This is a genomic window from Sphingomonas phyllosphaerae 5.2 (assembly GCF_000419605.1).
GTDB lineage: Bacteria > Pseudomonadota > Alphaproteobacteria > Sphingomonadales > Sphingomonadaceae > Sphingomonas > Sphingomonas phyllosphaerae_B.
Genome location: NZ_ATTI01000001.1, coordinates 2,487,268 through 2,505,140 on the forward strand (window position 1 = coordinate 2,487,268; position 17,873 = coordinate 2,505,140).

The 17,873-nt window shown below is 68.7% G+C and carries 16 protein-coding genes; 9 read left to right on the plus strand and 7 right to left on the minus strand.

The window, feature by feature from the left end:
* Positions 1–9: 9 nt before the first annotated feature.
* The 3 genes from SPHPHY_RS0111710 to SPHPHY_RS0111720 form a co-directional block, all read right to left on the minus strand.
* On the minus strand, positions 10–1,431 hold the full coding sequence (locus SPHPHY_RS0111710) for a carbohydrate porin (protein ID WP_028056819.1): 1,422 nt from the start codon (positions 1,429–1,431) through the stop codon (positions 10–12).
* A 202-nt stretch (positions 1,432–1,633) separates the two neighbouring features.
* Positions 1,634–2,461, minus strand: coding sequence for a 2,3,4,5-tetrahydropyridine-2,6-dicarboxylate N-succinyltransferase (gene dapD, locus SPHPHY_RS0111715; RefSeq protein WP_022686876.1), 828 nt, complete (start codon positions 2,459–2,461; stop codon positions 1,634–1,636).
* Complete coding sequence (locus SPHPHY_RS0111720) at positions 2,458–3,123, minus strand: pyrimidine 5'-nucleotidase (protein ID WP_022686877.1); 666 nt, start codon at positions 3,121–3,123, stop codon at positions 2,458–2,460. Before SPHPHY_RS0111720 ends, dapD begins: the two co-directional genes overlap by 4 nt.
* 128 nt (positions 3,124–3,251) lie before the next feature.
* Here SPHPHY_RS0111720 and SPHPHY_RS0111725 point away from each other — a divergent pair, with 128 nt between their 5' ends.
* From SPHPHY_RS0111725 to SPHPHY_RS0111735, 3 genes are all read left to right on the plus strand, one after another.
* Positions 3,252–4,250, plus strand: coding sequence for an LLM class flavin-dependent oxidoreductase (locus SPHPHY_RS0111725; RefSeq protein WP_022686878.1), 999 nt, complete (start codon positions 3,252–3,254; stop codon positions 4,248–4,250).
* Between the two features lie 199 nt (positions 4,251–4,449).
* Entirely contained in the window at positions 4,450–4,926 is a 477-nt protein-coding gene (purE, locus tag SPHPHY_RS0111730) for a 5-(carboxyamino)imidazole ribonucleotide mutase (protein ID WP_022686879.1), read from the plus strand.
* The gene (locus tag SPHPHY_RS0111735) at positions 4,923–5,993 is read left to right on the plus strand and encodes a 5-(carboxyamino)imidazole ribonucleotide synthase (RefSeq protein WP_022686880.1); all 1,071 of its coding nucleotides are present in this window, start codon (positions 4,923–4,925) and stop codon (positions 5,991–5,993) included. Before purE ends, SPHPHY_RS0111735 begins: the two co-directional genes overlap by 4 nt.
* A gap of 360 nt (positions 5,994–6,353) precedes the next feature.
* Here the strand turns inward: SPHPHY_RS0111735 and SPHPHY_RS0111740 are convergent, their stop codons facing one another.
* From SPHPHY_RS0111740 to SPHPHY_RS0111755, 4 genes are all read right to left on the minus strand, one after another.
* Positions 6,354–7,106, minus strand: coding sequence for an SIMPL domain-containing protein (locus SPHPHY_RS0111740; RefSeq protein ID WP_022686881.1), 753 nt, complete (start codon positions 7,104–7,106; stop codon positions 6,354–6,356).
* A gap of 74 nt (positions 7,107–7,180) precedes the next feature.
* A complete protein-coding gene (locus SPHPHY_RS0111745) occupies positions 7,181–7,594 on the minus strand; it encodes a Dabb family protein (protein ID WP_231370410.1) in 414 nt (137 codons plus the stop codon).
* A gap of 125 nt (positions 7,595–7,719) precedes the next feature.
* Positions 7,720–8,019, minus strand: coding sequence for a hypothetical protein (locus SPHPHY_RS0111750; RefSeq protein WP_022686883.1), 300 nt, complete (start codon positions 8,017–8,019; stop codon positions 7,720–7,722).
* An 11-nt stretch (positions 8,020–8,030) separates the two neighbouring features.
* Positions 8,031–10,865, minus strand: a complete 2,835-nt coding sequence (locus tag SPHPHY_RS0111755; RefSeq protein WP_022686884.1) for a M16 family metallopeptidase — start codon at positions 10,863–10,865, stop codon at positions 8,031–8,033.
* Positions 10,866–11,009: 144 nt separating this feature from the next.
* Between SPHPHY_RS0111755 and SPHPHY_RS0111760 the strand changes: the two genes are divergently transcribed.
* The 6 genes from SPHPHY_RS0111760 (at position 11,010) to SPHPHY_RS0111785 (ending at position 17,826) form a co-directional block, all read left to right on the plus strand.
* The gene (locus SPHPHY_RS0111760; protein WP_022686885.1) at positions 11,010–11,471 is read left to right on the plus strand and encodes a MarR family winged helix-turn-helix transcriptional regulator; all 462 of its coding nucleotides are present in this window, start codon (positions 11,010–11,012) and stop codon (positions 11,469–11,471) included.
* Positions 11,462–12,922, plus strand: coding sequence for an efflux transporter outer membrane subunit (locus SPHPHY_RS0111765; protein WP_081645300.1), 1,461 nt, complete (start codon positions 11,462–11,464; stop codon positions 12,920–12,922). Before SPHPHY_RS0111760 ends, SPHPHY_RS0111765 begins: the two co-directional genes overlap by 10 nt.
* Positions 12,919–14,097 (plus strand): efflux RND transporter periplasmic adaptor subunit, encoded by a 1,179-nt coding sequence (locus SPHPHY_RS0111770; RefSeq protein ID WP_028056824.1) that lies wholly within the window; start codon positions 12,919–12,921, stop codon positions 14,095–14,097. The genes SPHPHY_RS0111765 and SPHPHY_RS0111770 overlap by 4 nt, the downstream gene beginning before the upstream one ends.
* A gap of 108 nt (positions 14,098–14,205) precedes the next feature.
* Positions 14,206–15,750 carry a DHA2 family efflux MFS transporter permease subunit gene (locus SPHPHY_RS0111775; RefSeq protein ID WP_028056825.1) on the plus strand — a complete coding sequence of 515 codons (1,545 nt, stop codon included), beginning with the start codon at positions 14,206–14,208 and terminating at the stop codon, positions 15,748–15,750.
* A 73-nt stretch (positions 15,751–15,823) separates the two neighbouring features.
* A complete protein-coding gene (gene kynU / locus SPHPHY_RS0111780) occupies positions 15,824–17,017 on the plus strand; it encodes a kynureninase (RefSeq protein WP_022686888.1) in 1,194 nt (397 codons plus the stop codon).
* On the plus strand, positions 17,017–17,826 hold the full coding sequence (locus SPHPHY_RS0111785) for a tryptophan 2,3-dioxygenase (RefSeq protein WP_022686889.1): 810 nt from the start codon (positions 17,017–17,019) through the stop codon (positions 17,824–17,826). The genes kynU and SPHPHY_RS0111785 overlap by 1 nt, the downstream gene beginning before the upstream one ends.
* Positions 17,827–17,873 lie beyond the last annotated feature (47 nt).

The window sequence follows — 17,873 nt, forward strand, 5'->3', positions numbered from 1 at the left end:
ACATGGTCGTCAAAGCGTAAGCGCGGCCTTGACCCCCATCACGCCGACGTCGCGGGCTTCGCGGACACCGCCGGGCTGGTGCACCCATTGCAGGTTCGGGCGAAGTTCAAGCCACTCGATCGGATGCAGGCTATAATAGACCTCGGCCGCATATTCGGCGTCGCGTACCGGCGTCCCCGGCACCAGTTCGTCGGCACGGGCCACGCGCCCATTGACGTTGGTGCGCGCCACTGCGACACCCAGCACGTCACCGGGCAGAGCGGGCACGACCCCCTTGTAGAAGATGCCGAGCGCAATCTGATTGTCGATGACGCTGGTTTTGCGATCGAGCTGCGTGACGTTCAGGAACATGCCCAGCCCGGTCAGCGACTTGCCGTCCTTCGATGTGCCCGTAAGCTGCTGCTGCATCGAGAAATAGACGCCATAGCGACTCGAATGACGCAAAGGCTTGGTGCCGGTGACGACGATCGCGCGGCGATTGCGGTCCAGCAGCACGTCGTCGCCCGCCGCGGTGCCGATCCACCCGCCGACCTTGTACGAACCCACCTTCCCGTCGTCGCCGCCGCGGCTCGCACCCGCCTCGACCGGGATCAGCACGCCGGTCGCGCCGCGGAAACGGGCGACGAAGAAGTCGTTGTCGAGATTGCGCGGATTGATCTCGTAGACCGCACCCTGAACGTAGCGATCCTCGTCAAGCGCGACGCGCACCCGCGCGCCCCATTGGCTGATCGGCCAGCTATGCCAATAATCTCCGGCCAGGTATCCCGGCGGGCCACCGCAGAAACTCAGGTTCATGAAGTGACAGGAAAATACCGCAAAGTCCTCACCGGGACTGGTGCGCCCCAGCTTCACTTCGGTGCGCTCGCCGATCTTCTGTTCCCACCACAAATGCGTCAGCCGGACGGTCTGCCCCCTCCCGTAGACTTCCTGCGCCTGTAGCAGCAGGCCCAGCCCGGCGTCGGCAGTCAGGTTATAGCCGCGCCGCCATGTCACCGTCCCCCTCACCGCCCCGCCGGTGATCCCGGCCAGCTTCTCCATGTCGAGCAGCGCACCTACGTCGAACTGCCCGGTCTCGCGAAACAGCTTCCGCTCGCCGCCCGCGAAATTATAGCCGCTCTCGGACGCGTAGCGCGCAGACAGCCCGATCCCCCGCCTGCCCAGCCGCGTGCGGATCTCGTGCCAGTCGCCGATCAGCCCGGGCGGGGGCGAACTTTGCGTGTCGCCGATCAACGACGATGGCGACGTGTCGCGCGGCCTTCGCGCGGCGGGCGTGCGCGGTGGGCGCTGCGTGTCCCCGGAGCGGCCTGTGGCGCTGTCGCCCGGCTTGGCCACGGCGGGATCGGCGGGCGGCGACGCGCCGATATCCACCTGCTGCGCCTGTGCCGAACCCGCGATGAGCAGAGCCGCCGCGAAAAACCCCCTGCTTATCAACGCCCGCAGCCTTTTCCATTCTCATAACGGAGGCACAACGAAAAAGAAGGTGAAAAGTTCTCACAAGCTGACGCAAGTCGCAAAACCAGCGACCCGCATCATCGCAGATGCAAACTGTCATGCAAGAAAGTTTCGGGAGCGCGCGATGCTTCATCGCGCCGCACCCGAAGAACCCCTATGAGCAAGGCAATGAAAGTATTAGTTAATCGCGCAACAAGTCGTTGATACTGGTCTTGCTGCGGGTCTGTGCATCGACCCGCTTTACTATCACCGCGCAATATAGCGCCGGCTTGCCCTCGCCGCCGCCGATCGATCCGGGCACGACCACCGCATAGGGAGGCACCTCGCCACGGAACGTCTCACCGGTTTCGCGATCGATGATCTTGGTCGACGCGCCGAGATAGACGCCCATTGACAGCACCGCGCCCTCACCGACGCGGACGCCCTCCGCCACTTCGGCGCGCGCGCCGATGAATGCGCCGTCGCCGATGATGACCGGATCTGCCTGCAGCGGCTCCAGCACGCCGCCGATCCCCGCCCCGCCCGAAAGGTGGACGTTCTTGCCGATCTGCGCACAACTGCCCACCGTCGCCCAGGTGTCGACCATCGTGCCTTCGCCGACATGCGCGCCGATGTTGACGAAGCTGGGCATCAGGATCGCGCCCTTGCCGACGAACGCGCCGCGCCGCACCACGCTGCCCGGCACCGCACGGAAGCCGGCCGCGCGGAACTCCGCCTCGCTCCAGCCGGAGAACTTGCTCGGCACCTTGTCGAACCAGTGTCCCGCACCCGGACCGTTGTCGATCAGCACATTGTCGTTCAGGCGGAAGCTGAGCAGCACCGCTTTCTTCAGCCACTGGTTGACCCGCCAGCCGCCCGCGCCGTCCGGTTCCGCGACGCGCGCCTCGCCCGCATCCAGCAGCGCCAGCGCACGATCCACCGCGACGCGCACCGCGCCCCCAGTGGTCAGGCCCAGTTCGGCGCGATTTTCCCAGGCGGCATCGATCGTGGCGGAAAGCTCGGCGGTCATTGGTCCTCCAACAGTGACTGGACCCACGCGGTGACGTCCGTCACGCGGTGGTCGACATAGGATCGGTCGGCGTCGTGATCTTGCTCGGACCCGTTGTCCACCCACACGGTGGTCATCCCGATCGCCTTCGCTGGTTTCAAGTTGCGCGCCATGTCCTCGACGAACAGCGCGCGCGTCGGATCGATCGCGAACGCGGCGCACAGCCCGGCATAGGCGGCGACGGCCGGCTTCGGCACCAGATCCATCGCGACGATGTCGTGCACCGCCTCGAAACTCTGCCCCAGCCCGAGCCGCTCCAGCACCTTGAGCGCATAGGGCCGGTCACCGTTGGTGAAGACCAGCTTGCGGCCCGGCAACTGCGCCAACGCGGCGGCGAGCGGCGCATTCTCCTCCAGCGCGTCCATCTCGATATCGTGGACATAGGCGAGGAAGGCATGCGGATCGACGTCATGCTCGGCCATCAAGCCGGCCAGTGTCGTGCCGTGGCCGAGGAAATACTCCTTCTGGATACGCCGCGCCTCGACGGGGTCGACGCCAAGGAAGTCCGCGATGAACGCGGTCATCCGCCGGTCGATGTGCGCGAACAGGTCGGCACGCGCCGGGTACAGCGTGTTGTCGAGGTCGAAGATCCACGTGTCGACGTGCGCGAAGGCGGGGTGCATGGGCGCGCGCTGTAGTGGCTTTGCCGCGCGGCGTCACCCCGCCGCTACGGGCGGTGCAAACCACCGCTATCCCGTGCGAAAGCTACAATCGGCTGGCGAACTCCCGCTGGCCTCCCCACCTTCCTGTTATGACCCGCTATTCCCTTCTCGACCTCGTCCCCGTCACCGAAGGCGGCTCCGTCGCCCAATCGCTTGCCAACGCTGCCGATCTCGCCGTCCACGCCGAGGGGCTCGGCTTCAATCGCTACTGGGTGGCCGAGCATCACGGGATGACCGGCATCGCCTCCGCAGCGACGGCGGTGGTGATCGCGCATGTCGGGCAGGCGACGAAGACGATCCGCATCGGCGCCGGTGGGATCATGCTTCCCAATTCCGCGCCGTTGCAGATCGCCGAGCAGTTCGGCACGCTGGATGCGTTGTTCCCCGGCCGTATCGATCTGGGGCTTGGCCGCGCGCCTGGTTCGGATCAGCGGGTCGCGCACGCGTTGCGCCGCAACCTGAACAGCGACGCCAACGAATTCCCGCGCGACGTGGTCGAACTGCAAAGCTACTTCGCCGACGATGGCCGCACCGGCATCGTGGCCACCCCGGGTGCGGGCGCCAAGCCACAGATGTGGATCCTGGGTTCGAGCCTGTTCGGCGCGCAACTCGCCGCGATGCTGGGGCTGCCCTACGCCTTCGCGTCGCATTTCGCCCCCGATTCGCTCGACCAGGCGCTCGCAATCTACCGCCGCGATTTCCGCGCATCCGAGACGCTCGCGAAGCCCTACGCCATGGCCGGCTTCAACGTCTTTGCCGCCGACACGCGTGACGAGGCGGAACTGCTCGCCAGTTCGCAGCAGCAGCAGTTCGTCGCGCTGCGCACCGGCAATCCCGGGCGCATGAAGCCGCCGGTCCCCGGTTATCGCCAGTCGCTCCCGCCGCAGCATGCCGCGATCCTCGACCATGCGCTGTCGGCGAGCGCGATCGGCACCCGCGATGAAGTCGCGCGCGGCATTGCGGCGTTCGTGGAGCGCACCGGCGTCGATGAGGTGATGCTGACCAGCGCCGTCTACGATCACCAGGCCCGCCGCCATTCGATCGCGCTGGCGGCCGAGGCGATGCACGGCATGAAGCTGGCTGCCTGACGGGATTGCACCGCGCGCAGGCATTCCCAGCCCGCGCCTGCCGCGTGCCGCTGGCGAGAGGACGGCTCCTTTCGTTGCGGATGATCGCCGAGTGTCGGTCAGGCCCGATCCGGGGAACGTTACGTCGACGGGCGCCTGCCCGCGCAGACGCGGCGACGAAGGGCTGGACGCGACCGACTCGCGACGCTAACCGCACGCGATGGCGGATATCGGCATCATCATGGGCTCCACTTCCGACTGGGAGACGATGCGGCACGCGAGCGAGACGCTCGACGCGCTCGGTGTCGCGCATGAGACCAAGGTGGTGTCCGCGCACCGCACCCCGCAGCGGCTCTATGATTACGCGACCGGTGCCGCCGACCGCGGGCTGAAGGTGATCATCGCCGGTGCCGGCGGCGCCGCGCACCTCCCCGGCATGGCGGCGTCGATGACGCACCTCCCGGTGCTCGGCGTGCCGGTCGAGTCAAAGGCGCTGAAGGGCATGGATAGCCTGCTGTCGATCGTGCAGATGCCCGGCGGCATCCCCGTCGGCACGCTGGCGATCGGCAAGGCCGGTGCGATCAACGCCGCGTTGCTCGCCGCGTCGATCCTCGCACTATCGGATGCGGCGCTGTCGCAACGCCTTCAGGCGTGGCGCGCCAGGCAGACCGACGCGGTCGCGATCGACCCGGCATGAGCGAGATCGTCCCGCCCGGCAGCACGATCGGCATCCTCGGTGGCGGTCAGCTCGGCCGCATGATCGCCAGCGCCGCCGCCGACCTCGGCTATCGCACCCATGTCCTCGCTCCCGATCGCGAAAGCGTCGCGGCGCAGACCGCTTCGTCGCTGACGCGCGCCGATTACCACAACAAGGTGGTGCTCGCCGACTTCGCCGCGCAATGCGACGTCGTCACCTACGAGTTCGAGAACATCGCCGCCGGCCCGGTCAGGTGGCTGGCGGAGCGCGTGCCCGTCTACCCCGCGCCGCTCAGCCTCGAAGTCGCGCAGGATCGCGTCCGCGAGAAGACGTTCGTGGAGGAGGTCGGCGGTCGCCCGGCGCGCTGGCAGGCGGTGAACACGCGTGAGGAGCTCGACGACGCGCTCGCCGCGATCGGCTGCCCCGCGGTGCTCAAGACGACGCGCTTCGGCTATGACGGCAAGGGGCAGATGCGCCTCGCCTCCGCCGCCGATGCCGACACGGCCTGGGAGGCGATCGGCGGCCCCGCGATCCTCGAGGCGTTCGTCACCTTCACGCATGAATTCTCGATCGTGCTGGTGCGCGGGCGCGACGGCACGATCACCAGCTACCCGCCGCCGTGGAACGAGCATCGCGACGCGATCCTGCATCGCTCGACGCTTCCGGCTCCCGCGCCGATCGCGGCGCAATGGACCGAGGCGGCCGCGCTCACCGGGCGGATCGCCGACGCGCTCGGCCATGTCGGCGTGCTGACCTGCGAGTTCTTCGCCGGCGCCGACGGCCCGGTCTTCAACGAAATGGCGCCGCGCGTCCACAATTCCGGGCATTGGACGATCGAGGGTGCGGCGACTTCGCAATTCGCCAATCACGTCCGCGCGATCTGCGGCTTGCCGCTCGGCGACACCGCGCTGGTCGCGCGCGGCGTGGAGATGGAGAATCTCATCGGCAGCGACTGGGAACGCTGGCCCGATTACGTCGCCGCTCGCGACACCTACCTCCACCTCTACGGAAAGCGCGAGACGCGCCCGGGCCGAAAGATGGGGCACGTCACCCGGCTGGCGCGCTAGGCTGAATCGAATTGCAGCGCCTCACGGGTGCCGCACTGCTCGCCAATGAAGATCATACGACTGTTCGGGCGACCCGCGCTCCCGCGATCGGGCCAATGCGTTCCCGCCACCGGTCACTGCGAGCATGCCGAACCACTCCGGCGTTCCGCCCGACGCCGTGGATTGCGTCGCCATGCTCGTAACGACGGCGCGTGCGGCGAAGGCCGCTGAATGTCGCTCGCTCGTAGGACGGCATAGCGTCGAGGCGATCCGCCATCGAACATCCAGCGTCGTGACGCGGCCCCGGCGTAATTCGCTCCGCTCGCAACGACGAACTTGCATCAACCCGTCGCATCTCGCTCTTCGGCCTGCGATGCTGCGTTATGGCGCGATCGCGTACCGGACGAACACCTGCGCACGCGTCTCGATCGGCCGCGGCTTTGCATCCAGCTCGATCGGTGGCGGTGGGGGCGGCGGCGGTGGAGCGGGCGGGGCGTCACCGAATTGCACCCGCTCGCCCCCGCCGAAGCCGGGCTGGTCGCGTACTTCCATCAGCGGCCCCAGTGCCACGCCGGCGTTACGCGCCAGCGTCGTCGCGCGCTGGCGTGCATCCTCCATCGCCGCCAGGCCGGCGCGCGCCTGTGCTGCGTCCGGGTTCGACAGGACGAATCCTTCGAGCCGTGCATCGCTCGCCCCCAGTCGCGCGGCGAGGCCGATCGCGGTCGCGGCCCTGGCGACGTTGCGTGCCCGGACGTTGGTCTGCATCGTGGCGATATAGCCGACGATCGTGCAGTCGCCGGTGCTGACCCGCGGCTGGCTGTTATAGCCCTGTCCGTCGGCGCATGTGCCGCTCCGCGCCCCGATGACCGTGACGTTACCGGTCGTAAGCTCGCTTTCGCGTCCCAGCAGTGCGGCGAGCCCGCCGGCCACCGCCTTCTGCCGGGCGGCCAGCTGGCGCGTCGCCGAGTCCGGATCGGCACCTTCGCCGCGCAGGTAGACGACCATCATGGCGACGTCCGGCGGCGTCTGCACCACGCCGCTTCCGGTCACCTGAATGGTTCGCCCTGCCGGCTCTTGCGCCAGCGCCGGCATGGCCGCCAGCAGCGCCGCCGCCGCCGCGATCAATCCGCGCATGTCATTCCCCCACTCGTCACGATTGCTACCGTGGCGGAAAACGATGACGCGACCGTGTCACGCGACGTCGCCGCTCACACGCGCAACGTGTCGTACACCACCACCTTGCGCCACAGCTTTTCGCAATCGGCGACAAACTGCCGGTGGATCGGATGGTCCTGATACGCCTTCTGGTCGGCAACGGTGTCGAAGAACATCAGCTCCGACACCTGATAGCTGCCGTCCACGACGTCGCGCGCCTCGGTGTCGGCGGGCACCCCGACGTGCAGCGCGCGCACGACCGGGATTGCCGCCAGCGTGCGCAGCCCGGCGACCAGCCGGTCGCGATCGGCGGTCGACGCCGGATCATGCAGCCAGAAGAACACGTGGTGCAGCACCGGCGCCGGCACCACTGCGGCGGCGGCGTGCGCCTCGCCCGGTGCGCCCGCCGCGATCCCCGCTCCGCCGACTGCCATCATCGCCATCATCTCCCTGCGTCCCGTTTCCACACCGTCTCTCCCTGTGTCGGCGCCGGATTTGCCTTGCTGCGTCGTGACTTACCAGCGCGAAATACACGAACGGCGCGGCAGGATCGCTCCTGCCACGCCGCTGGTCGCATCCGGGTGCGTTCGCGTCAGGCGGTGCGCGTGCCGTTCAGCGGGAAGCTGCCGAACGCGCCTGCGCCGACGCTGCCGGTCACCGCGTCACCATCCACCGTGGCGGTGATATCGAGCGTCATCGGCATCGGCACGGTCATCTGCTGCTTCCACGCCAAGGTGTTGCCATCGACCGTCCCGTTGACGTCCGACGCGCCCATCGCGCCCGATGCCTGTCCCGTGAACGTGTCACCCGACTGCGTGACCGTCAGCGTCATCTTCTGGTCGCCCAGCGGCGACTTCACCGTGCAATCGTATGTTCCGTCCACTCCGGCCATCGTGATACTCCTTACTTGGCCACGGGCGCCGGAGGCGTTCCGGCCACCGCGGCAGCAGCCATGACCTCGACTGGCAACCCCAGCGTGTCAAGCTGCGGCTTAACCTTCGCCGCCTCGCCGACGACGACCCACACGAACTTCGCCGGATCGATCGCCGCCTTGGTCGCCGCGGTGACCTCGGGCAGCGTCAGCGCGCGATATTTCTGCGTGATCGTCGCGTAATAATCGTCGGGGCGTCCATAGAGGTCGTTGGTCTGCATCGCGGAGAGCACGTTGTCCGATGTCTCGAAGTCGCCGGACAGCGAGCGGGTGCCGGCGTTGATCGCGCGCGTGAACTCGTCCTGCGTCATCGGCTTGCCCGCCAGATACTGCGAGACGTCGCTGCGCAGCGCCGCGAGCGCGGGGCCGGTCTGGTCGGCCTGCACCGGCGCATACATCACGTACGGTGCCGCCATCGCGTTGCGGCTGAAGGCGCCGCGCACGCCGTAGGACCAGTGCTTGTCCTCGCGCAGGTCCATGTTGAGCCGACCCAGGAAACTGCCGCCCAGCGCGTCGTTGCCGACCTCGACCGGCAGCAGGTCGTCGGTGCCCTTCAGCCCGGTCTGCACGCCCGCCGCGATCATCGACTGCGGGCTGTTCGGGCGATCGATCACCACGATGCGTGGCGACACCGACTTCACCGCCGGCGGAAAGGTCTTCGTGCCCGGCGTACCGGTCGGCTTCCAGTTCCCGAAGCGCGCCTCCATCACCTGCTGGATTTCAGCAAGCGGGCGATCGGACACGACGAAGATCTTCGCCTTGTCGGGACGCAGCCACGCCTGCTGGAACGCGATAAGGTCGGCACGGGTCAGCGAGGCGACCGCCGTCGCATCGCCGGACCCCTGCGCCTTGGCATAAGGCGAACCGGGCGACACCAGCTTGGGCAGCACGCGCTGCACCAGCCCCTGCGGGCTGGTCAGTTCCTGCGCGATCCCGGTCAGCTGCTGCGTCTTGACGCGGCCCAACTCGCTTTCGGGGAAGGACGGCGCACGCGCGATGTCCGCCCACAGGTCAGCACCCGCCGCGAGGTTGGCGCTCGGCACGCGCAGCGACAGTGTCGTGCGGTCCGCGCTGCTCCCGCTGCCGATCGTCGCGCCCAGCCGCTCGCGCGCCTCCGCGATGCGGATCGAATCCAGCTTGGCCGTGCCCTCGTCCATCATGCTGAGCGTCAGCTGCTGCGTGCCCAGCTTGTCGGCGACGTCCGCCGCCACGCCGGCATCGAAGCTCAGCACCGCCTGCGTGATCGGCACGACGGCGCGGTTGGCGTAGACCAGCTCGATCCCGTTCGACAGCTTCGCGCGCTCCACCTTCGGGAACGACAGATTGGCGATTTCGCCGACCGCCGGGATCGCGCCGCGCGTGCCCTTGGCGGGCGGCTCGGGTGCCTCGACGACCTTGGCGGGCGGCACCGCCTTCGATTCGGCGTAGGCATCGCGATCGCCGTTGATGATCTCGATCTGATACGCCGGCCGCGCCAGCCATTTGCCGACCGCTGCCTTCACGGTCGCCGGTGTCTGCGCCGCGAGCGCTGCCAGCTGCTTCTTGTAGAAGCCGGGATCGTTCGAATAGAGCGCCCCCTCGGCCAGCGCCGTCGCCTTGCCGCCGAACCCGCCGACCGCTTCCAGCCCGTCGATGCGGTTCGACACCGTGCTGGTGACGTAGCGGTTGACCTCGTCTGCGGTCGGCCCGTTCTTCATGAAGTCGGCGACCAGCGCGTCCAGCCGCTTCGACACCGTTGCGGCGTCGACGCCCGGGCGGACGATCGCGATGACCTGGAACGTGCCGACCTGCGCGAACGATTCATATTCGGCCGAACTCTGCACGGCCAGCTTCTCGCCCTTGACCAGCGCATTGTCGAACCGCGAGCTGGCGAGCCCGCCCAGCACACCGGCGGCGACTTCCAGTGCCGGCGCGTCCTTGTCGTTCAGCCCCGGCACCGCCCATTCCTTCATGATCAGCGTCGCCGCGACGCGATCCTTCATCACCTCTCGCGCCGCGCCGGGAAGCGCGTTCGGCACCGGCGCGGGCGGCGCGATGCTCTTCGGCCCGGCCTGGATCGTGCCGAAATACTTTTCCACCAGCGGCTTGGCGGTCGCGACGTCGACGTCACCGGCCAGCACCAGCACCGCGTTGTTCGGGCCGTAATGGCCTTTGAACCATTCCTTCACGTCGGCGAGGCTGGCGGCGTCCAGGTCCGCCATCGATCCGATCGTGGTGTGCCCATAGGGATGCGTCGCCGGGAACAGCCCCTCGGTCGCCTTGTAGCGGAGCAGGCCGTACGGCTGGTTGTCGCCCTGCCGCTTCTCGTTCTGGACGACCCCGCGCTGCTCATCCAGGACGCCCTGCGTGATCGCGCCGGTCAGATAGCCCATGCGATCCGATTCGAGGAACAGCGCACGCGCCAGCGCCGCCGTCGGCACCGTCTCGAAATAATTGGTGCGGTCGAAATAGGTCGTGCCGTTGAAATCGGTGGCGCCGACCTGCTGCAGCGGCTCGAAGAAGTCGCCCGGCGCGTTCTCGCTACCGTTGAACATCAGGTGTTCGAACAGATGCGCGAAGCCGGTCTTGCCCTGCGGCTCGTGCTTGGAACCGACGTCGTACCAAACGCTTACCGCGACGATCGGCGCCTTCCGGTCGGTGTGGACGATAACGCGCAGGCCATTCTTCAGCGTGAACTGCTGGTAGGGAATGTCGACCGCCTTCACCAGTTGCGAAACCGGCGCTGCGGCGGGCGCGGTCTGCGCCTGCACGGGAGTCGTCAAAGCCGCCAGCGCCGTGCCGGCTGCCAGGAATGCGCGATAGGCCAAAGGTAAGCTCCCCGGGGAACAAGGTGTCTGCTGAAACCATAGCGCACCGGCTCGCCTTCGCAAGCGGCGCGGCATGAGCGCACCCCGGCAATGTTGCGAAACAAAATCGTTGACTGCCTCGGCAATGGTTGCCATGGCAACGGTATGAGCTTCTACCATCGTGATACCTACACGCCCGAACGTTCGGTGGGCTACCTGATAAAGGTCTGCAATCAACTCGGCGTCACGGTGCTCGATCGCGCCTTTGCGGCCGAAGGGCTGAACACCTCGCAATGGTCCGCGCTGATGGCGATCGAACATGGCGCGGAGCCGACCTGCGCGTCGCTGGCCCGCGACATGGCGCATGACAAGGGCGCGATGACACGGATGATGGACACGCTGGAGGCGCGCGGCTGGGTCGAACGGACGCGCAGCTTCGACGATCGCCGTGTCGTCCATCTGTCGCTGACCGACGCGGGACGCGCGGTGACGGTGCGCTGCCGCGACCTGGTGGTCGATTACTGGAATCGCTGCCTCGCCGACTGGCCCGATGCGGAGGTCGAGCAATTCCTCGCGCAGTTACAGAAATTGCGCCGCACGCTTGAGGAAATCGCGACATGCGCCTGACCCCGCCCGTCCCCGCCCCGCCCCTTCCCGGCACGTGCTCCTTCGCACGATGCCGCGCCGGGCTGGCCGCGGCGATCGCGCTGCTGTTCGCGGGCTGCGCGGTCCCGGCTTCGCACCCGGCCGTCAGTGCCGCGACGCCGACCACGCTCGCGCTCGCCGGACCGTCGGTGCAACTCGCCCCCGATTGGTGGCGCGCGATCGGCGATCCGCAGCTCGACCGGCTGGTCGCCGACGCGCTTGCCGGCAACCCCTCGCTCGATATCGCCGCCGCCCGCGTGCGACAGGCGCAGGCGGTGCTGGAGCGGCAGGATGCCGAGCGCGGCCCGGCCGCCGACCTCGACGCGCAGGTGCAGGGCTCACGCCTGTCGGGCCGCTACACGATCCCCCCGCCCTTTGCGGGCACGGTTCGTGCGCTCGGCACGGCGCAGGCCGGGCTGTCCTGGAACCTCGACCTGTTCGGGCGCCAGAAGGCCGCGATCGAGGGCGCCGCGGCGCAGGCGCGCGCCGCCGGCTACGATGCCGCCGCGGCGCGGCTGATGCTCGCCGGGTCGGTCGTGCAGAGCTATGTCGAGGTCGCGCGTGCCGAGCGCCGCGCCGCGATCGCCGCGCGCACCATTTCGGCACGCGAAGGCTCGCTGTCGCTGGTGCAGACCCGCGAGCGCAATCGGCTCGCCAGCCGCATCGACACCGCCGCCGCCGGCACCTTGCTGGCGCAGGCGCGGCTCGCACTCGTGCAGGCGCAGGCGGCGCGCGTGCTCGCCACCAACGCGCTTGCCGCACTCGCCGGGCGCGGGTCCGACTATGCCGCCGCGATCGGCACCACGCATCTCGCCCCGGACGCCGCGCTACCGGTGCCCGCCGCGATCCCCGCCGACCTGCTCGCCCGTCGCGCCGACATCGCCGCCGCACAGGCACGCATCGTCGCCGCCGGCGCTGAACGGCAGGTCGCGCGCCGCGCCTTCTATCCCAACATCAATCTCTCTGCGCTCGCCGGGCTCCAGGCGATCGGCTTCGGCAACTTCGTCGACCTCGATTCCGGAACGGCCGGCGGCGGTGCCGCAATCCACCTGCCGTTGTTCGACAACGGGCGCCGTCGTGCCGATCTTGCCGGCGCCACTGCCGCGCTCGACGTCGCGACCGCCCAATATAACGACGCGGTCGTCACCGCCGCACGACAGGTGGCGGACGCGATCGCGCAGGTCCGCACCGCAGACGCCACGCAGGCGCGCCAGCGCGAGGTGACCGCCGGCTTCGCCGAGACCAATCGCCTCAACACCGTCCGCGTCGCCAGCGGGCTCAACAGCCGGCTCGACCTGGTCGATAACGACGTGCGGCTGCTCGACGCGCAGCTTGCCGACGCCAACCTCTCGATCGACGCGCTCGCCGCGCGCGCCCAACTCGCCACCGCGCTGGGTGGCGGCTTCGATCCCGTTCAGGACGCCATACGATGACCGACACGCCCGCCAGCACTCCTGCGCCCGAAGCCGCCGCACCCGCGCCAAGCGCAAAGCCCGCCACGCGCCGGCGTGCGTTCACGATCCTGGGCGTCATCGTCCTGGTCGCCGTGATCGTCTGGGCGGTGTTCCATTTCTTCTTCAGCCCGCCCGAGCAGGAGACCGACGACGCCTATGTCGCCGGCGATGTCGTCGCGATCACCGCGCGCGATCCCGGCACGGTCACCGCGCTGCACGCCGACAACACGCAGGGGGTCACCGCCGGGCAACCGCTGATCGACCTCGACCCGACCACCGCCGACGTCAACGTCGCCGCCGCCAGCGCGGAGCTGGCGCGCGCGGTCCGTTCGACGCGCGCCGATTTCACGCGCGTCGGCCAGTCCGATGCCGGGATCGTCCAGGCGCAGGCCGAGCTGAATCGCGCGCAGGCCGATTATGCGCGCCGTCGCAGCGCCGCCGCACAGGGCGCGGTCTCGGGCGAGGAGCTCGACCACGCTGCCGACGCAGTGAAGGTCGCCTCGGCCAATCTGCGGCTCGCGCGCGAACAGCGGCGGCAGGCGCAGGCGACCGTGCAGGGCACTGAGGTCGACACAAACCCGGCGGTGCTCGCCGCCATCGCCTCCTATCGCCGCGCCGCGATCACCCGCGCGCACATGCACGTCCTCGCTCCGATCGCCGGCGTCGTCGCGCAGCGCACCGTGCAGGTCGGGCAGCAGGTCGCCGCCGGCACCCCGTTGATGGCGATCGTCCCGCTCGATCGACTGTGGGTCGACGCCAACTTCCGCGAGACGCAGCTCAAGGACGTTCGTCTCGGCCAGCCGGTGGTGCTGACGTCCGACATGTACGGCGACGACATCACCTACCACGGTCGCGTCGTCGGATTGTCTGCGGGCAGCGGCAACGCCTTCGCGCTGCTTCCGCCGCAGAACGCCAGCGGCAACTGGATCAAGATCGTGCAGCGCGTACCTGTGCGCATCGCGCTCGATGCGCGCGAGCTGCGCGCCAATCCGCTGCGCGTCGGCCTGTCGGTGAAGGCGACGATCGACACCGCCGACACCGGCGGTCCGCGCCTCGCGCAGACTGCGGCCGCCCCGTATCGCGGCGACACCACCACCGGTTCCGATCCGAAGGTGGAGGCCACGATCCGCCGCATCGTGGCGGCCAACCGGTGAGAGCCATGATGTCGGAAATGGGTCCGGCTGCCTTGGCCCACCGGTCATCGCTTCGCTCCGCTCGCAACGATGGCGCTGTTCGTCATCGCCCTTCGTCGGCACATCGGCATGGCTGACGTCCCGCCCTCCGGCCCTGCACCGATGACCGGCGTGCGGCTCGGCGTCACCGCGTTCGCGCTGGCGCTGGGCACGTTCATGATGGTGCTCGATTCCACGATCGCCAACGTCTCGTTGCCGACGATCGCGGGCAACCTCGGCGTCTCCAGCGACAATTCGACCTGGGTCGTCACCGCCTTCGCCGTCGCCAACGGCGTGGCGGTGCCGCTGACCGGCTGGCTGATGCGCCGCTTCGGCGTGGTGCGGGTGTTCTGCATCTCCGTCGCGCTGTTCACGCTCGCGTCGTTCCTGTGCGGCATCGCATGGGACCTGCCGTCGCTGATCATCTTCCGGGTCATGCAGGGCGCGGTGTCGGGGCCGATGATGCCGGGCAGCCAGGCGCTGCTGATCTCGATCTTCCCCTCCCACAAGCGCTCCACCGCGCTCGGTATCTGGTCGATGACCACGCTGGTCGCGCCGATCATGGGACCGATCCTCGGCGGCTACATCTCCGACAATTACCATTGGTCGTGGATCTTCCTCATCAACGTGCCCTTCGGCGTGCTGACCGCGTTCGTATGCTGGACGCGGCTGAAGGACCGCGAGACGCCGACCGCACGCCTGCCGATCGACACCGTCGGGCTCGGGCTGCTGGTGCTGTGGGTCGGCTCGTTGCAGGTGATGCTCGATCTCGGCAAGAACGCCGACTGGTTCAACGATCCGTTGATCGTCATCCTCACGCTCACCGCAATCGTCGGCTTCATCGCCTGGGTGATCTGGGAACTGACCGACGCCAACCCGACGGTCGACCTCACGCTGTTCGCGCGCCGCAACTTCTGGATCGGGAACCTCGCGTTTGCCCTCGGCTATGCGGTGTTCTTCGCCAACATCCTGATCCTGCCGCTGTGGCTGCAGACGCAGATGGGCTATACCGCCACCTGGGCCGGGCTGGTCGCCGCCCCCAGCGGGCTGGTCGCGGTGATCCTGACCCCGCTGGTCGCGCGCCTTTCCGGCAAGATCGATGCGCGCATCCTGGCAACGGTGGCCTTCGCGGGTTTCGCAATCAGTTACTGGATGCGCTCCGGCTTCACCACGCAGGCGACGTTCGTGGATCTCATGCTGCCGTTGCTGGTGCAGGGTGTGTCGATGGGCACGTTCTTCCTGGCGATGCTGACGATCTCGCTCGATCGCATCCCGCCCGAAAAGCTGCCGTCCGCGACCGGCATCTCCAATTTCGGGCGGATCGTCGCGGGCGGTTTCGCCGCGTCGTTGATCTCGACCGGCTGGGACCGACGCGAGGCGCTGCACCAGTCGCGCCTGTCGGAGGCGATCGGCAGCGGCATGGGCTGGCAGATGGCCGCGCAGCAGCTGGAGAAGCTCGGCATGACGACGCAGCAGGCCGCCGCCGCCGTGACGCGGCAGATGGTCGGCCAGGCCTATCTGCTCGCCTCGACCGACCTGTTCCGGCTGTCGGCGTGGCTCGCCGCGGTGCTGATCATCCCGATCTGGCTGTGCCGCCGTCCGACTCCGCAGCATGGGCCGGTCGCTGCCGATTGACGGCGGCAACCGGCGTCATGCGTGGTCAAGGAAACGCTTTCGTATCGCCGGAAACGATCCTAGTCTCGCGCCCATGACCGATTTCGCCGCGACCCGCGCCCTGTTTCACCTTCCGCCGGGCGTGATCTATCTCGACGGCAATTCGCTCGGGCCGCTGCCGATCGCAGCGGAGGCGCGCGCGGCGCAGGTGCTGCGTGCGGAATGGGGTGACCGGCTGATCCGCGCGTGGAACGACGCCGACTGGGCGACGCTGCCGGCACGCGTCGGCGACCGGATCGCGCGGCTGATCGGCGCGCCCGCCGGCACCGTCACCACCGGCGACACCTTGTCGATCAAGGTCTTCCAGGCGCTCGCCGCCGCGCTCGCGCTGCGTCCCGAACGCCGGGTCGTGCTGTCCGACAGCGGCAATTTTCCCACCGACCTCTATATCGCCGACGCGCTGACCCGCGCGCTCGGCCGCGGGCTGGAGGTGAAAGTGGTCGCACCCGAGGCGGTCGCCGACGCGATCGACGACAGCGTCGCGGTGGTGATGCTGACACAGGTCGATTACCGCACCGGCCGCCTCCACGACATGGCCGCGCTCACCGCCCGCGCGCACGCTGCCGGCGCGGTGGCGATATGGGACCTGGCGCATTCGGCCGGCGCGCTGCCGATCGACGTCACCGCGGCGAAGGCCGACTTCGCGGTCGGCTGCACCTACAAATACCTGAACGGCGGCCCGGGCGCGCCCGCCTTCATCCACGTCGCCGCGGCGCACGCCGATGTCGCCGAACCGATCCTCGCCGGCTGGTTCGGCCATGACGCGCCCTTCGCGTTCGAGCGCGACTACCGCCCCGCGCCCGGCGTCGAGCGGATGCGGGTCGGCACGCCGCCGATCGTCGCACTGTCGATCCTCGACGCCGCGCTCGACGCCTGGGACGACGTCGACATGGCCGACCTGCGCGACGCATCGATCCGCCTTTCGGAACGCTTCATCCGCGAGGTCGAGGCGCATTGCCCGCAGGTAGCGCTCGCCTCGCCGCGCGATCCGCACGCGCGCGGCAGCCAGGTCAGCGTCACTCACCCGAATGCCTATGCCGTGATGCAGGCGCTGATCGCGCGCGGCGTGATCGGCGACGTCCGCGCGCCCGACGTGCTGCGCTTCGGCTTCACCCCGCTCTACCTGGACGAGGACGAGGTGGTGGCCGCCGTCGCGATCCTTGCCGACATTCTCGCCACCGACGCCTGGGACCGTCCCGAATTCCAGGCCCGCGCCAAGGTGACCTGATGGAACATCACGATGCAGAGCTGAACTTCGCGGAGCGGATGGGCTATGCTGACTATCTAGCGCTCGACCGGGTGCTGGACGCGCAGCACCCGCTGAGCGACGCGCACGACGAACTCCTGTTCATCATCCAGCACCAGACCAGCGAATTGTGGATGAAGCTGGCCGTCCACGAACTGGAAAGCGCGCGCGACGCGATCCTCTCGGGTGCGCTGCCGCAGGCGTTCAAGCTGCTGGCGCGCGTCTCCCGCATCCTCGAACAGCTGAACGGCGCGTGGGACGTGCTGCGCACGATGACACCGTCCGACTACACCACCTTCCGCGACGCGCTCGGCCAGTCGTCGGGCTTCCAGTCGTGGCAATATCGCGCCATCGAATATCTCTGCGGCAACCGCACCGCCGCAACGCTCGGACCGCACCGCCACCGCCCGGTGACGCTCGCCCGGCTGGAGGCGATCCTTGCCGCACCCAGCATCTACGACGCGGCGCTCGTCCGGCTCCACGCCGCCGGGCTGCTCGGCGATCCGGCGCGCGACTGGCGCGACGCGCATGTCGCCGACGAGGCGGTCACCGCCGCCTGGGCGACGATCTACCGCGATCCGCCCACCTATTGGCCGCTCTACGAACTCGCCGAGAAGCTGGTCGACCTCGAGGATTATTTCCGCCGCTGGCGCTTCAACCACGTCACGACGGTGGAGCGCGTGATCGGCATGAAGCGGGGGACCGGCGGCACCGCCGGCACCTCCTACCTCCGCCGGATGCTGGAGGTCGAGCTGTTCCCCGAACTATGGGCGGTGCGCACCCGATTGTAGTCACGCGGGCGCTACCCGCGGATCGTAGCCACTGATACGGTCGCGCC

Coding starts and splice junctions, on each gene's coding strand:
- SPHPHY_RS0111750 (WP_022686883.1), bottom strand. CDS start 8,019: ATGGCCGGAGTGGACGGAACATACGATTGCACGGTGAAGTCGCCGCTG.
- SPHPHY_RS0111785 (WP_022686889.1), top strand. CDS start 17,017: ATGGAACATCACGATGCAGAGCTGAACTTCGCGGAGCGGATGGGCTAT.
- purE (WP_022686879.1), top strand. CDS start 4,450: ATGGCGGATATCGGCATCATCATGGGCTCCACTTCCGACTGGGAGACG.
- SPHPHY_RS0111770 (WP_028056824.1), top strand. CDS start 12,919: ATGACCGACACGCCCGCCAGCACTCCTGCGCCCGAAGCCGCCGCACCC.
- SPHPHY_RS0111775 (WP_028056825.1), top strand. CDS start 14,206: ATGGCTGACGTCCCGCCCTCCGGCCCTGCACCGATGACCGGCGTGCGG.
- SPHPHY_RS0111735 (WP_022686880.1), top strand. CDS start 4,923: ATGAGCGAGATCGTCCCGCCCGGCAGCACGATCGGCATCCTCGGTGGC.
- SPHPHY_RS0111765 (WP_081645300.1), top strand. CDS start 11,462: ATGCGCCTGACCCCGCCCGTCCCCGCCCCGCCCCTTCCCGGCACGTGC.
- kynU (WP_022686888.1), top strand. CDS start 15,824: ATGACCGATTTCGCCGCGACCCGCGCCCTGTTTCACCTTCCGCCGGGC.
- dapD (WP_022686876.1), bottom strand. CDS start 2,461: ATGACCGCCGAGCTTTCCGCCACGATCGATGCCGCCTGGGAAAATCGC.
- SPHPHY_RS0111740 (WP_022686881.1), bottom strand. CDS start 7,106: ATGCGCGGATTGATCGCGGCGGCGGCGGCGCTGCTGGCGGCCATGCCG.
- SPHPHY_RS0111760 (WP_022686885.1), top strand. CDS start 11,010: ATGAGCTTCTACCATCGTGATACCTACACGCCCGAACGTTCGGTGGGC.
- SPHPHY_RS0111720 (WP_022686877.1), bottom strand. CDS start 3,123: ATGCACCCCGCCTTCGCGCACGTCGACACGTGGATCTTCGACCTCGAC.
- SPHPHY_RS0111725 (WP_022686878.1), top strand. CDS start 3,252: ATGACCCGCTATTCCCTTCTCGACCTCGTCCCCGTCACCGAAGGCGGC.